General features: G+C 62.4%; 14 protein-coding genes. 5 read left to right on the forward strand and 9 right to left on the reverse strand.

Features of this window, described 5'->3' with window-relative positions; all coding sequences use genetic code 11:
* Positions 1 to 96: 96 nt before the first annotated feature.
* On the forward strand, positions 97 to 486 hold the full coding sequence (locus QTA58_RS15925; protein ID WP_289669587.1) for a RidA family protein: 390 nt from the start codon (positions 97 to 99) through the stop codon (positions 484 to 486).
* An 18-nt stretch (positions 487 to 504) separates the two neighbouring features.
* Here the strand turns inward: QTA58_RS15925 and QTA58_RS15930 are convergent, their stop codons facing one another.
* Positions 505 to 1,053 (reverse strand): transglycosylase SLT domain-containing protein, encoded by a 549-nt coding sequence (locus tag QTA58_RS15930; RefSeq protein WP_234810921.1) that lies wholly within the window; start codon positions 1,051 to 1,053, stop codon positions 505 to 507.
* Positions 1,054 to 1,187: 134 nt separating this feature from the next.
* On the opposite strand from QTA58_RS15930, the gene QTA58_RS15935 reads away from it, so the two are divergent.
* The gene (locus QTA58_RS15935) at positions 1,188 to 1,796 is read left to right on the forward strand and encodes a GNAT family N-acetyltransferase (RefSeq protein ID WP_341850266.1); all 609 of its coding nucleotides are present in this window, start codon (positions 1,188 to 1,190) and stop codon (positions 1,794 to 1,796) included.
* 117 nt (positions 1,797 to 1,913) lie between these two features.
* Complete coding sequence (locus tag QTA58_RS15940) at positions 1,914 to 2,483, forward strand: dihydrofolate reductase family protein (protein ID WP_289669588.1); 570 nt, start codon at positions 1,914 to 1,916, stop codon at positions 2,481 to 2,483.
* Here the strand turns inward: QTA58_RS15940 and QTA58_RS15945 are convergent.
* The 6 genes from QTA58_RS15945 to QTA58_RS15970 all read right to left on the reverse strand — a co-directional run bounded on the left by QTA58_RS15945 (position 2,480) and on the right by QTA58_RS15970 (position 8,709).
* A complete protein-coding gene (locus QTA58_RS15945; protein WP_085420063.1) occupies positions 2,480 to 3,058 on the reverse strand; it encodes an NAD(P)H-dependent oxidoreductase in 579 nt (192 codons plus the stop codon). The genes QTA58_RS15940 and QTA58_RS15945 overlap by 4 nt on opposite strands.
* Positions 3,058 to 4,464: an FAD-binding oxidoreductase gene (locus QTA58_RS15950; RefSeq protein WP_289669589.1), complete on the reverse strand. Its 1,407-nt coding sequence runs from the start codon at positions 4,462 to 4,464 to the stop codon at positions 3,058 to 3,060. Before QTA58_RS15950 ends, QTA58_RS15945 begins: the two co-directional genes overlap by 1 nt.
* A 63-nt stretch (positions 4,465 to 4,527) precedes the next feature.
* On the reverse strand, positions 4,528 to 5,841 hold the full coding sequence (locus QTA58_RS15955; protein ID WP_289669590.1) for a cytosine deaminase: 1,314 nt from the start codon (positions 5,839 to 5,841) through the stop codon (positions 4,528 to 4,530).
* Complete coding sequence (locus QTA58_RS15960) at positions 5,841 to 6,692, reverse strand: ABC transporter permease (protein WP_085420060.1); 852 nt, start codon at positions 6,690 to 6,692, stop codon at positions 5,841 to 5,843. The genes QTA58_RS15955 and QTA58_RS15960 overlap by 1 nt, the downstream gene beginning before the upstream one ends.
* The gene (locus QTA58_RS15965; protein WP_085420059.1) at positions 6,692 to 7,516 is read right to left on the reverse strand and encodes an ABC transporter ATP-binding protein; all 825 of its coding nucleotides are present in this window, start codon (positions 7,514 to 7,516) and stop codon (positions 6,692 to 6,694) included. The genes QTA58_RS15960 and QTA58_RS15965 overlap by 1 nt, the downstream gene beginning before the upstream one ends.
* 176 nt (positions 7,517 to 7,692) lie before the next feature.
* Positions 7,693 to 8,709, reverse strand: coding sequence for an ABC transporter substrate-binding protein (locus QTA58_RS15970; RefSeq protein WP_085420058.1), 1,017 nt, complete (start codon positions 8,707 to 8,709; stop codon positions 7,693 to 7,695).
* Between the two features lie 189 nt (positions 8,710 to 8,898).
* On the opposite strand from QTA58_RS15970, the gene QTA58_RS15975 reads away from it, so the two are divergent.
* Positions 8,899 to 9,861, forward strand: a complete 963-nt coding sequence (locus tag QTA58_RS15975) for a LysR family transcriptional regulator (RefSeq protein ID WP_085420057.1) — start codon at positions 8,899 to 8,901, stop codon at positions 9,859 to 9,861.
* On the opposite strand, the gene QTA58_RS15980 is transcribed toward QTA58_RS15975, so the two are convergent.
* Complete coding sequence (locus QTA58_RS15980; RefSeq protein WP_289669591.1) at positions 9,849 to 10,646, reverse strand: creatininase family protein; 798 nt, start codon at positions 10,644 to 10,646, stop codon at positions 9,849 to 9,851. The genes QTA58_RS15975 and QTA58_RS15980 overlap by 13 nt on opposite strands.
* Positions 10,647 to 10,900: 254 nt before the next feature.
* Between QTA58_RS15980 and QTA58_RS15985 the strand changes: the two genes are divergently transcribed.
* Positions 10,901 to 11,455, forward strand: a complete 555-nt coding sequence (locus tag QTA58_RS15985; RefSeq protein WP_289669592.1) for a transglutaminase-like cysteine peptidase — start codon at positions 10,901 to 10,903, stop codon at positions 11,453 to 11,455.
* A 61-nt stretch (positions 11,456 to 11,516) separates the two neighbouring features.
* On the opposite strand, the gene QTA58_RS15990 is transcribed toward QTA58_RS15985, so the two are convergent.
* A complete protein-coding gene (locus tag QTA58_RS15990; RefSeq protein WP_289669593.1) occupies positions 11,517 to 12,404 on the reverse strand; it encodes a DMT family transporter in 888 nt (295 codons plus the stop codon).
* Between the last annotated feature and the right edge of the window lie 12 nt (positions 12,405 to 12,416).

The raw sequence follows: 12,416 nt of genomic DNA on the forward strand, positions 1-12,416 counted from the left end.
ATGTGCGGTTCGTCCCCATGCCTTGAACCCGACGATGAAAGCCGGTTTATTGGTTTGCCGTCAGGTGAGTCCCACGCCAAACGAGAGCTTGCCGCCATGAAGCGCGTTTTCAATCCGCCATCCGTCCGAAAGCCGTTCGGGCAGTACAATCACGGGCTTCTGGTGCCGCCGGGCGCGAGCCTGCTCGTCACCTCCGGCCAGCTCGGCATTTCGTCGGAAGAGAAGATCCCGCCGGACGTGGCAAGCCAGGCGGAACTCTGCTTCAAGGCGATCGGCGCCATCCTGGATGAGGCGGGCATGACCTATGCGGATGTCATCCGCATCTGCGGCTTCGTGACGAGCCGCGAGGATTTTCCGGCCTATATGACGGTGCGCGACCGCTACACCATGGAGCCGAAGCCGGTCTCGACGCTGATCGTCGTCGGCGGATTCACGCGCGCCGAATTCCTGGTCGAGGTGGAAGTGACGGCGGCCAAGGTGCTTTGAGCACGCCGTTCGATATCGTCAGTATCCGCAGCTTCTGAGCTGGGCCTCGTATCTTGCCGCCATGGCGGCGGATTTTTGCGCCGTCTGCCTGACGCCGCTGCCGAACTGGCCGCGCGAATAACCCGCATGGCCGGAATAGTAGGCGAGGTAGAGATTGTAGCCGTCGGTGAGCGGAATGCCGTTCTTCTGATGGCTGCGATTGTGGTACCAGCCGACGAAATGGATCGCATCGCCGAAATCGCTGCGGCTCGCGCTCCAGCGGCCGGTATCCTTCTTGTAGGTGAGCCACGTGCCGTCGAGCGCCTGGGCATAGCCGTAGGCGGAGGAGACGCGTCCCCACGGGATGAAACCGAGGACGTATTTGCGCGGCGGCTTGGCATAGGGCTGGAAGCCGGATTCCACATAGATCGTCGCCATCAGGATCGGCACCGGCACGCCGAACTCCCGTTCGGCGGCTTTCGCCTGGCGCGCCCAGTTGTTGAAAAGCCCGTCCCGTTGCTCGAAGATCGCGCAGGCATTGGTGACCCGGCTGGGCGCGGAGGCGCAGGCGGTCAGCGAAAGGGCCATGAGGGCGATGAAAAACGCAGTACGCATCGCAAAATCTCTCAACTTCGAGAGATTAATAACCGGTAAAATTTAAGGAAAAGTTTAGTGGTCGTTGTCAGGGTTGGCATCGGGGTCGATATGAAGGGCAGGGGCCGATGAGAGAGGTTTTGACGACGGACCGGCTGGTCTTGCGGGAGCTCACGCGAAACGACGTGCCTGTCCTCCATCGCATCTTCGGCGATCCCGTCAGCATGCGCTACTATCCCCGCGCCAAGACCCTGGAAGAGACATTCGACTGGTTCGACAAGCTCGCGTTTCAAAGCTATGCCGAGAACGGTTTCGGGCTCTGGGGAATGGTCGAGAAGGCGAGCGGAGAGCTGATCGGCGATTGCGGGATCACCCTTCAGAAAACGCCATCGGGCATGGAGCCGGAGATCGGCTATCACCTGAGGCGCGAATGGCTGGGGCGCGGTTATGCCTTTGAAGCGGCTTCAGCCTGCCGGGACTTCGGTCTCTACAAACTCGGCTTCGGCCGGATCGTCTCGATCGTCAGTCCGGACAATATTCCGTCCCTGCGCGCCGCCGCGCGGGTTCACCAGCGGTGGGAAACCTATCGGACGGTGACGGCGGCAGGTGCCGAGGTGGATCGGTTCCTGTTCATTTCGGAGCGGGACGGGTCCGACGTCGGCGGTCTCGATCCGGCGACGCGGGTCGCGATGATCGAGGTGGAGGCCCGCCGTTTCGGTAAAACCGGCCGGTGTTGAAGATAAGAAAGAATTTAATCTGGAGGTGGGCGCTGTCGGCAGCTGCGAAGCAGACGCGTCCTAGGCAGGGAAGGACGTGAGAAAGCCTCCCGTCAATGAACCCCAGAGGACATGACAATGACCGCCAAGATCATCGTTTCGCAATATATCTCGCTCGACGGCGTGATACAGGACCCTGTCGGCATGGAGAATTCCGGCCTAGGCGACTGGATCGGCCCCTTTACCCGTGGCCCTCAGGGCGACCGGTTCAAGCATGACGAATTGTTCTCCGCTTCCGCCCTGCTGCTCGGCCGCACGACCTATGACGGTTTCGCTGCCGTCTGGCCACTGGTGAAGGATGAGGAGGGGTTTGCCGACCGGATCAACGCCATGACGAAATTCGTCGCCTCCAACAGCCTTTCGGAAGCGGCCTGGAACAATACAATGGTACTGTCCGGCGATGTCGCGGCGAAGGTCCGGGAACTCAAGGAAACGCTGGAGAGTGAAATCCTGATCTATGGCAGCGCCGGGCTGGTGCATTCGCTGATGCCGGCGGGGCTGATCGACCAGTATAACCTGATGATCTATCCGACCGTCCTCGGACGCGGCACGCGGCTTTTCCCGCAAGGCTATTCCGTCGGGCAGATGACGCTCATCGACGCGCTGCCGTTCAACGACGGCATCGTCCATTTGCGCTATGCGGCCTAGAATCGCTCCATCTCGCGCCTCACCTTCTCCAGGAAGGCGGCACGCGTCTGTGGCGTGCAGTTGTTCATGTCGTAATGGGCGAGAAACCTGACCGCCCGGGCGGGGTTGGTCTGCACCCTGAGCACGCGCTTGGCAAGCTTTCGGGGCGGATCGCCGGCGAGGAATGCCCGCCAGCGGGTGGCGCCGTAGGTGAGCACGACGGCGACCTTCTCGATATGCAGCTTCCGGGTCAGCGTGCCGCCGTTAAGTTCGAAGGTGACGCCCGGCAGCCAGACGCGGTCGAAATAGCCCTTCAGCATCGCCGGCCAGCCGAAATTCCAGACCGGGGTGACGATCACCAGGCCTTCCGCCTTCTGCAGCCGGTCGACATAGGGCCTGACCAGTTCCAGATTGTCGGGATAGGTGTGATAGATCATCCGGTCACGACGCGACATGACCGGATCGAATTCTTCCGCATAGAGGTTGCAGTCATCCACTTCGTGTCCGGCCTTCTTCAGGCTCTCGCGCGCCTGCGCGTGCAGGGCCGCCCCATAGCTCGATTCGACCGGATGCGAGTGTAGAAGCAGGACCCGCATCAGCCCTCCGCGACGGCCAATCCGGGGAAGAGATAGTTCTTGCCGGCGGAGAAATCGAAGTTCGGGTTCTCCCAGGCGATCATCTTGCCGGGATTGAGGAGGCCCTTGGGGTCGGTCTCCTTCTTGAACGCGAGCTGCACCACGTCGGTCTGCTTCATGCCGCCTTCCTCCAGCGTGTAGCGGTGCGGGTTGAAGATCGGGCAGCCGTTGTCCTGGTGGATCCTGATGATCTCCTCCAGCCGTTCGCGGGTCGTGTAGCGCACCAGCGGCAGGCCGGAGCACTGCATGCGGCCGTCGAACCTGATGAATTCCAGATGGCCCGGCACTTCGTCGCCGAAGAGCTTTACCATCTTCTCGACCTTGGCGACATGGTCGGGTCCCGGATACTGAACCTGCAGATAGGTGAAGCTGGGATCGACTTTCAGGGCGCGCAGCGTCGTGTGGTTCCACGCGAGCTCATAGGCGTGCGGGATGCCCTTCATGCTCTCGACCTTGTCGGAGCGGAAGAGGATCTCGCCCTTCTGGCGTTCGGCGAAGGCGGTGAAGGCATCGATCGAATGCGGGGCCACCATCAGCACGCAGATCGACTGGCCGCGATGACGGATGAACTGTTTGTGGCGCGGGAAATAATCGTGGGGGATGGGTGCGGCGATCGGAGCGATCTCCTTCACCAGGATGCCGTTCTTGTGGGCGATCGCGTCGCCGAAGCGCACCGCGTCCATGAAGTCGTCGTAGCCGACAAGTACGTCCACCCAGTCATAGGCCGGCGCAAGCGGCATTTCGACTTCGACGATGATGCCGTTGGTGCCGTAGGCATGGGTGACCTTCTGCAGGTCCCAGGCGGTGAGCTCCAGCACGCGCGGCTCGGCCTCCATGGTGACGACGCGCAGCCTGAGGATGTTGCCGAGATCGCGCAGGCCCCCCCAGTGGATCGAGCCGACGCCGCCGGAGCCGCCGGCGACGAAGCCGCCGATCGTCGCCGTCTGGGCAGTCGAAGGGTGGAAGCGCAGCTCCTGGCCGGAATGGGCCCGGGTCTGGCGGTCGAGCTCGGCGATGACGATGCCGGGTTCGGCGACGACGCGGCCGGGATGGATTTCCTTGACCTTGTTCATGTTGATGAGGTTCAGAACGATGCCGCCGGAAAGCGGCATGGCCTGGCCGTAATTGCCGGTGCCGGCGCCGCGCGGGGTCACCGGCGCGCCATGCGCGAAGGCGACTTTCAGCGTGCGGATGACCTCTTCCTCGGTTTTCGGCGAGACGACGAGGTCGGCCGTGACATTGTCGAGCTCGGCTTTCAGGATCGGGGAATACCAATAGAAGTCGCGGCTCTTCTGGCGCACCAGCGCCGGGTTGTCCTCCACCGCGATGCCTTCGAGTTCCTGTTTGATCTTCGCATAATCCGGCATTGTCACTTCATCCTCCAGACCTTGCGCCTGTCCGAAAACGGCTTCCGTTTTTCGGGCGCAGGGTCATTTCTCCATTAGCGGGTCAAGGTCACGGTAATCCGGCAGGCGACGGTCGATGCCCATGCCATTCCGCATAACAATGCGGTCGGCCTGCGGACGGGAAAGGAATTCGCTCCAGCGGCGCGCGCTGAAGAGGACGAGATCGGCGGGAGCACCTTCGGCGATGACGCCGATCTCCGGCCGCCCGAGGATTTCGGCGGGCGTCGCCGTGACGACGCGCGCCGACGTATCGAGTGGGTGATCGAGATGCAGGATGCGCACCGCCTCGCGGAAGACTTCGACCGGGTCCATGTCGCCATAGGCGTAGAACGGATCGCGGGTGTTGTCGGAGGCGACGGCCGTCTTGACGCCCGCGGCGGTCAGTTCGTGGAACAGCGTGACGCCGCGCCAGCGGGGTGTCGCACCGGCATGACGGTCCTGCAGGTACATGTTGCACATGGGCAGCGACACGACCGAGATGCCGGCTTCGGCGACCTTGCCGATGACGCGCCTGGCGGTCTCTTCGTCCTGCCTTGCGAGCGAGCAGCAATGGCCGACGGTGACCGATCCCTCGAAGCGGTTGCGGAGTTTCGCTTCGGCGATGGCTTCCAGCGTCAGGACCTGCCGGTCTTCCGTTTCGTCCGCGTGCAGATCGATATCGAGACCGTTGTCCGCGGCGGCGCGGAACAGCGTGTCGAGAATGCGTTCGAAATCGGGAAGGATGCGCGTGGCGCCGCCCAGCAAGCCTCCGTAACGTTTCGTCGTCGCGACGATGCCGTCGAAAATCTCCGGTTCAAGAACGCATTCGAGGGGCAGTAGCGCGACCGCCTGAAGCGCGATCCTGTCCTTCCATTCCTCGCGCAGTTCCGCAAACAGCGGGAAGGAAATATCCGGTTGCGGGGGGATGGAGTCCAGGTGCGTGCGGATCAGCCTGGTGCCGTGCGCATAGGCGCTTTTCAGCGAGAATTCGAAGCGGGCGCGGATGTCCTCCGCCGACCAGTTGGCGATGCGGTCGGCCCGGACATTTTCCAGCGCGCCCATGAAGGTTCCGTCGGGGTTTGGGCGGCGATCCCAGAAATGCGCCTTGTCGAGATGCGTGTGCATGTCGACGAAACAGGGCCACGCCATGCCGCCGCGCATATCGGCCTTGACGATGTCAGCGGGTGCGGAGCCGGCCGGCAGGATCCTTTCGATCCTGCCGTCGGCGATGACGATATCCGCCTGGATCAGGCCTTCGCGGGCAAGCCCGGAAAAGTCCTTCACGAGGACGGCCGGCAATGTCGCGTCGGTCAGCGCGAAGCGGCGGGCATCGGGAAGCGTCATGAATTCGCCGGCCATCAGTTTTCCCTCTTGAGGCTGCTTTCATGCCAGCGGTGCAGCGATATCCAGGCGATGAACGAGGTAATCATGAAGATCACCACGCCGAGCACGGAGAGCAGGATAAGTGCAGCGAAGAGCCGCGGGATGTTGAGGCGGTACTGGGATTCCAGCAGCCGGAAGGCGAGGCCGGAGCCGGCACCCGCGGAGCCTGCCGCAAATTCCGCCACCACCGCGGCGATGAGCGCCAGGCCGCCGCCGATCCGCAGACCCGTCATGAAATAGGGAAGCGAGGAGGGGAGCTTGAGGTAAAGCAGCATCTGCCAGCGCGAGGCCCCGTAGAGATCGAAGAGGTTCAGGAGGTTGTGGTCGACGCTCTTCAGGCCCTGCACCATGTTCGACAGGATGGGGAAGAAGGCGACGAGGAAGGCGCAGATCAGCAGCGCGACCTGCGTCGTCGGGGCGTAGATGAGGATCAGCGGCGCGATCGCCACGATCGGCGTCACCTGCAATATGACGGTGATCGGGTAGAAGGCGGTCTCGATCCATTTCGACTGAACGAGGAAGATGGCGATGCCGACGCCGCCGATCAGGGCGAGCGCCAACGCCTGCATGGTGATCTGCGTCGTGACCCAGAGCGCCGGCCAGAGCGTGCCCCAGTCGTTGTAGAGCGAATTGGCGACAGCCAGCGGTCCCGGCAGGATGTATTGCGGGATGCCGTTGACGGTGATGATCGCCTGCCAGAGCAGGATCAGCGAGATCACCACGCCGACCGGAATCAAGGTGCGCAGGAGCCTGTCGCGATTGCGGCCGAAGAAGCCGGGTTTCGAAGGCGCAAGGGGCGGGCTGTTTTCAAGGCTGGCCGGTACCATCAGTGTTCCTCCCCGCCGATCGCTTCCAGGAGCATGTTGGAGACCTTCTCGCAGGCCTGCCGGTATTCCTCCGAGGTGCGGTAATGGGCGTCGCGGCTCATGCTCGTCACCAGCGGGAAATCCGCGTGCACCCGGCCTGGCCGCGCCTTCATCACCACGATGCGGTTGGAAAGATAGGCCGATTCGAAGACGGAATGGGTGACGAAGATCACCGTGATGCCCGTCTCGCGCCAGAGCCGCAGCACGTCGTCGTTGAGCTTCTGGCGGGTGATCTCGTCGAGCGCGGCGAAGGGCTCGTCCATCAGAAGCAGCTTCGGCCTGGTCACCAGCGCGCGGGCGATCGAAACGCGCATCTTCATGCCGCCGGAAAGCTCGCGCGGATAGGCGCCGGCGAAATCCTGCAGCCCGACCGTCGCCAGCGTCTTCATGATCTCGTCGCGGGCGGCGGATTTCGAAACGCCGCGCAGCTTGAGCGGCAGGTAGACATTGCCGAACACCGTCTGCCAGGGCATCAGCGTCGGCTCCTGGAAGACGAAGGAAATGTCGCCCTCCGGCAGGCCTTTGGAATTGATGCGGGAGCTCGGCCAGTCGATCGTGCCGGTCGAGACGTCGCCCAATCCGGCGATGATGCGCAGCGCCGTCGACTTGCCGCAGCCGGAGGGACCGAGCAGGCTCACGAATTCGCCGGGCTCGACCGTCAGCGACATGTCGGAGAGCGCGAGCGTTCCGCTCGAGAACATTTTCGAGACGTTGCGCATGACGACCAGCGGCCGCCGGCGGCTGTCTCCTGGAGCTGGTATCAACGGGGCTTGGGACGTGGTCATTACGGGCCTTGCGATGAATGCGAAGAAATCTGCCCCTCACCCTAACCCTCTCCCCGCTTGCGGGGAGAGGGGACTTGCCAACGCGACGTCCCGGTCGGAGGAAGAGCGGGCGGCATATCCCTCTCCCCGCGGGCGGGGAGAAGGTGGCGGCAGCCGGATGAGGGGCTAAGTCCGTTCTATTTCTTCAACGCCATGCCGACGCCCTTGCAGACGAACTTGGTCGAATAGGCCTTCTTGTAATCGAGATCGGCCGGCTCGACGCCGATCGCCACCATGCTGTCGAAGAACTTCTTATAGCGCTCGTCGGTGATGCAGCCGATGCCCTTGTCGAGCGCGTCGCCGGATTCGACGATGCCGTATTCCTTCATCTTGGCGATGGAATAGGCGATCTGGCCATCCGTCATCTCCGGATTGTCCTTCTTGATCAGGTCGTTGGCCGCCTTGTTGTCGCCGTAGAGATAGTTGTACCAGCCCTCGATCGAGGCATCGACGAAGCGCTGCACGACATCCGGCTTCGCGTCGATCATCGGCTGGGTCGTGGTAATCATCGTCGAATAGGAGCCGTAGCCGGCATCCGCGATGAGGAAGACTTTCGGCATCCAGCCGGCCTGCTTCTCGATCTCATAGGGCTCGGAGGTCAGGTAGCCCTGCTGCGCTGATTTCTTGTCGGCGATGAAGGGCGCCGGATTGAAGGTATAGGGCTTGTACTGGTCGTCGCGAAAACCCTGGAAATTCTTCTTCATCCATTCGAAATAGGTGACGTAGCCTTCCTTGCCCATGAAGATCGTGTTGAGCTTGGCGAGGTCGGCGAATGTCTCGACGCCGGCATCCGGATGGGCGAGCAGGACCTGCGGGTCCTTCTGGAAGATCGAGGCGACGCTGATCAGCGGAATGCCCTGCTTGACGGCGTCCATGTCGCCCAACGGGCCGCCCATGTAGAAATCCACCTTGCCGGCGATCAGAAGCGCGCGGTTGGCGGCGTTCGGGCCGCCCTGCACGATGGTCACCTTCAGACCATGCTTCTCGTAGGTGCCGTCGGCGACGGCCTGGTAGAAGCCGCCGTGCTCCGCCTGGGCGAGCCAGTTGGTGCCGTAGGAGACTTCATCGAGCGCTGCGGCGGGCTGTGCGGCAAGGGCTGCCGCGGAAAGGCCGATGGCGGCCAGAAAACTCTTCATCGTCAATGCGTTGGACATGTTGTTTTGTTCCCCTGTTAAACCTTGCGGCATCGTGAGAGCTTTTTCTTCACAGCATTTGAACGGTTGCCTTGCTCTTTGAAAAGCATCAAAATTCGTCCGCATTGATGCCTTTGAGGCAGCGGTCGAAATTTGATATGCCAAATTGTGCGGCATGATCAAAAAATATGCAATGAGGGTTGAGGTAAAATGCTGCATTCGCGAAAGCTGCTTTATATCGACGAGATCGCCCGCTGCGGATCGATCCGCAAGGCGGCGGCCCGGCTGAACGTCGCGTCCTCGGCCGTCAACCGGCAGATCCTGGCCCTGGAGGACGAACTGGGCGCGCCGATCTTCGAGCGCATGCCGCGCGGATTGAAGCTCACCGCGGCCGGCGAGCTCTGCATCGAGCATATCCGCGAGGTGCTGAAGACCTATGAGCGGATGGAGGCGCGCATCCGGGGTCTCAAGATGCCGCAGGTGGGCAAGGTATCGATCGTCTCGACCGTCGGGCTTGCCGCCGGCCCGCTGCCGGAGATCATCGCGCGGTTCGTCACGCAACATCCGCGCGTGCGCATTCATCTTCGCAACGACGGACCTTCCAACACCATCCAGCCGGTCATTTCAGGGGAGGTGGATATCGGTCTCGGCTTCAACATCCCTGCGACGCCCGGCATCCGGACGCTCGCCAATTTCGATATTCCGGTCGGCGCCGTGATACCTCCAGGGCATCGGCTGGCGGGCGAGGGCGCGGTCGATCTCGCGGACGTGGTGCAGGAGCCGCTGGTGCTCGCCCAGCCCGGCACGAGCCTCAGGAACATCATCAACCTGGCGCTTTCGCCGCTCTCCGTCCCGGTCGAGCCGGTGGTCGAAACCAATGCGTCCGAAATGCTGAAGAAACTCGTCAAGGCGGGCACCGGGCTGACGCTGCTCAATCCACTCGACGTGCTGCCGGAATGCCGGCGCGGCGAGCTCGTCTTCCGGCCGCTCGCCAATCCCCACGCGCGGCACCAGCCGATGAAGCTTTTCGCCCGCTCGCGTGCGACGCTCGATACGGCGACCAGCCTTTTCGTGGAATTCCTGCTGTCGGAACTGGCGGCGATCGTCGCCGAACTGCAGTCAAAAGGACATGTGCCGGCGCAATCCCAGGCGAAGGATGCTCAGCGCGAATAGAGATTGTCGAGCGGATAGGCTTCGAAATCGCGCAGCATCTCGACGAAGCCCGCCACCTGGTGACGGCAGATGAGCGCGCCCTTTTCCGCCGTGCCGGCCGCCGCATTGCCCACCACGCCGTTCGGGTTCAGGTCATGGGCGATCCAGGCGAGCGCATGCGGCGGTGTCGGCTGGATGTATTTCGACTGCGACTTCATCCACTCCGCCTTGGAGACGAAATTCTCCGCCTTCTCCATCCGGACGAGATCGGGGCGGAAGTGCAGCATGAGAGACGTCTCCACCTCGCCGCCGTGGATGCCGAATTTCTGCTCGTGTTCGGAAATCAGTCCCTCCGGGTGCCCGAAGCGGCCCCATTGCGTGCCGATCACCGCCATCTTGTAGCGGACACGCAGCTCGCGGCCGACGATGCTCATGATGTCGACATTGCCGCCGTGCGAATTGACGATGACGAGCTTCCTGACGCCCGCCTCCGCCACCTTGGCGCCGATCGCCGTCCAGGCCGGGATCAGGACTTCCGGGCCGAGGGAAAGAGAACCGGCGCCGTAGACATGCTCGTTCGCCTTGCCGATCTCCTGGGTCGGAAGCACGAGGATGTCCAGGTCCTCCGGCCGCTGGACCTTGAGTTCCGCCAGCATGCCGTTGGCGATCGCCACGTCAGTCGCGATCGGCAGGTGCGGCCCGTGCTGCTCCGTCGAGGCGATCGGCAGGATGGCGATGGTCTTTTCAGGCGAAAGATGAGCGAAATCGAGTGTGTTGAGTTCGTTCCAGTAAAACGGCTTGCCCATGCTGCCCTGCCTTTCCTTCATGCTCCCCACACGGTTAGGAGATAGGGCACGTCTCGAAAAGCATCAATTTCCGCCCGGTACGATGCTTTTTTGCGTGCGGTCGGGCTCCGGCATTGTGCCAGGACGGGAAAAAAGCCGATTTCAATAAAATTGCATCGATCCGCTTAAGCGCCCCGAAAACCATCCCGCATATGGTTGTGCCATCAAGAGACGAGACGGCAGTGAAGTCGTCCGGTGAAACAGGGTGCAGCGTCATGATCAAGAAACTCATTATTTCCGCGGTCGTCCTGACGGCCCTCATTGCCGGCAAGGAAGCGAATGCCGCCGGCGCCGGCGGTTTCGCCCGGGCGCTTTCGTCCGTATCGACCGCACAGATCCATACGTCGGAGATCCCGGCGATCGAGCGCCACGACGGCGCAGAAGACGGCCTGCTGGTGCTGACTTTCGCAAAACGGCGCGAATTGCTGCGGATCAACTCCGCGGTCAACGGCACGATTTCCGACATCGACGGCTATCTCGACGAAATCGCCGGCGATTTCTCCCTCGATCTGGGCACCGGCAGTTGCTTCGATTGCGCCGATCTGAAGCGCGATCATCTGCTTTCCCGCGGCTGGCCGGCAAGGTCGATGCGGATCGCCTATGCGATCGACGGCATGGGACGCGTCGAGCGGGTTCTGGTGATCGCAACGGACCGCGGCGACGTGATCCTCGGCAATGACAGCCCGGTGGTCGACATGTCCGGCAAGCAGTCGCCGAGCCTTGCGCCCCGGCGCGAGCCGGCCGTCACGCGGGCCTATTACGATATCTGATCTTTGATCTTCATCTGATCTTTGATCTTCTGGCGTCTCGCGCCTTCGCAGGCCCGCCTTCTCAAACGGAGGCGGGCTTTCCCCATTCGGCGATGGCGATGCCGCCGAGGGCAAGTGCCAGCGCGACGATATGGAAGGATTGCAGGGCCTCGCCGACGAGGGTGACGGAGAGCAGGGTGCCGAAGACGGGTATGAGATTGATGAACAGGCCCGCCCGATTGGGGCCGATCTTCTCGACGCCGACGATATAGAGGACCTGCGCGACCAGCGATGCGAAAACGGCCGTGTATAGCACCACCATCCAGCCGGTCGCGTCCGGCCAGACCAACCGGTCGGCCGAATATTCCCACAACACCAGCGGGGCGCTGAAGATCATCGCGACGAGAGCGGGTACCGCCATCAGCGTCCGCCAGTTGATCGGCGGCCGCCATCTGAGCGCCACCGTATAGACGGCGTAACTGACGATCGCGATCATCATGATCGCATCGCCGATATTGACCGTCAGCGTCATGAGCGTATTGAGATCGCCGTGGACGGCGGTGATCAGTCCGCCGACGAAGGTGAGCGTGAAGCCGAGAACCTGCGCCCAGGAGACCTTCATTCGGAACAGCGCGAAGTTCATCACGAAGATCAGCATCGGAATGAGCACCTGCTCGACGGTGACGTTGATCGCGGTGGTGTAGTTGACGGCCGTGTAGATGGCGGCGTTGAAGAAGACGTAGCCCATGATGCCGAGGAAGGTGAGAATCGGCAGGTTCTTCTTTACGACCGGCCAGTCCTTTCTGATCTGCGGCATCGAGATCGCGAAGATGATCGCCACGGCGACGAACCACCGGCAGAAGGTCAGCATCATCGGGCTCACATGGCCGACGGCAAGCTTGCCGGCCACCGCATTGCCGCCCCAGGCCAAGGTCGCGATAACGAGGGAAAGATAGGCCGTTCTGTGCAAGATTGCGTCTCC

Origin of the sequence: Neorhizobium sp. CSC1952 (assembly GCF_030378245.1) — a bacterium.
In the GTDB taxonomy this organism is placed as follows: Bacteria; Pseudomonadota; Alphaproteobacteria; order Rhizobiales; family Rhizobiaceae; genus Neorhizobium; species Neorhizobium oryzae_A.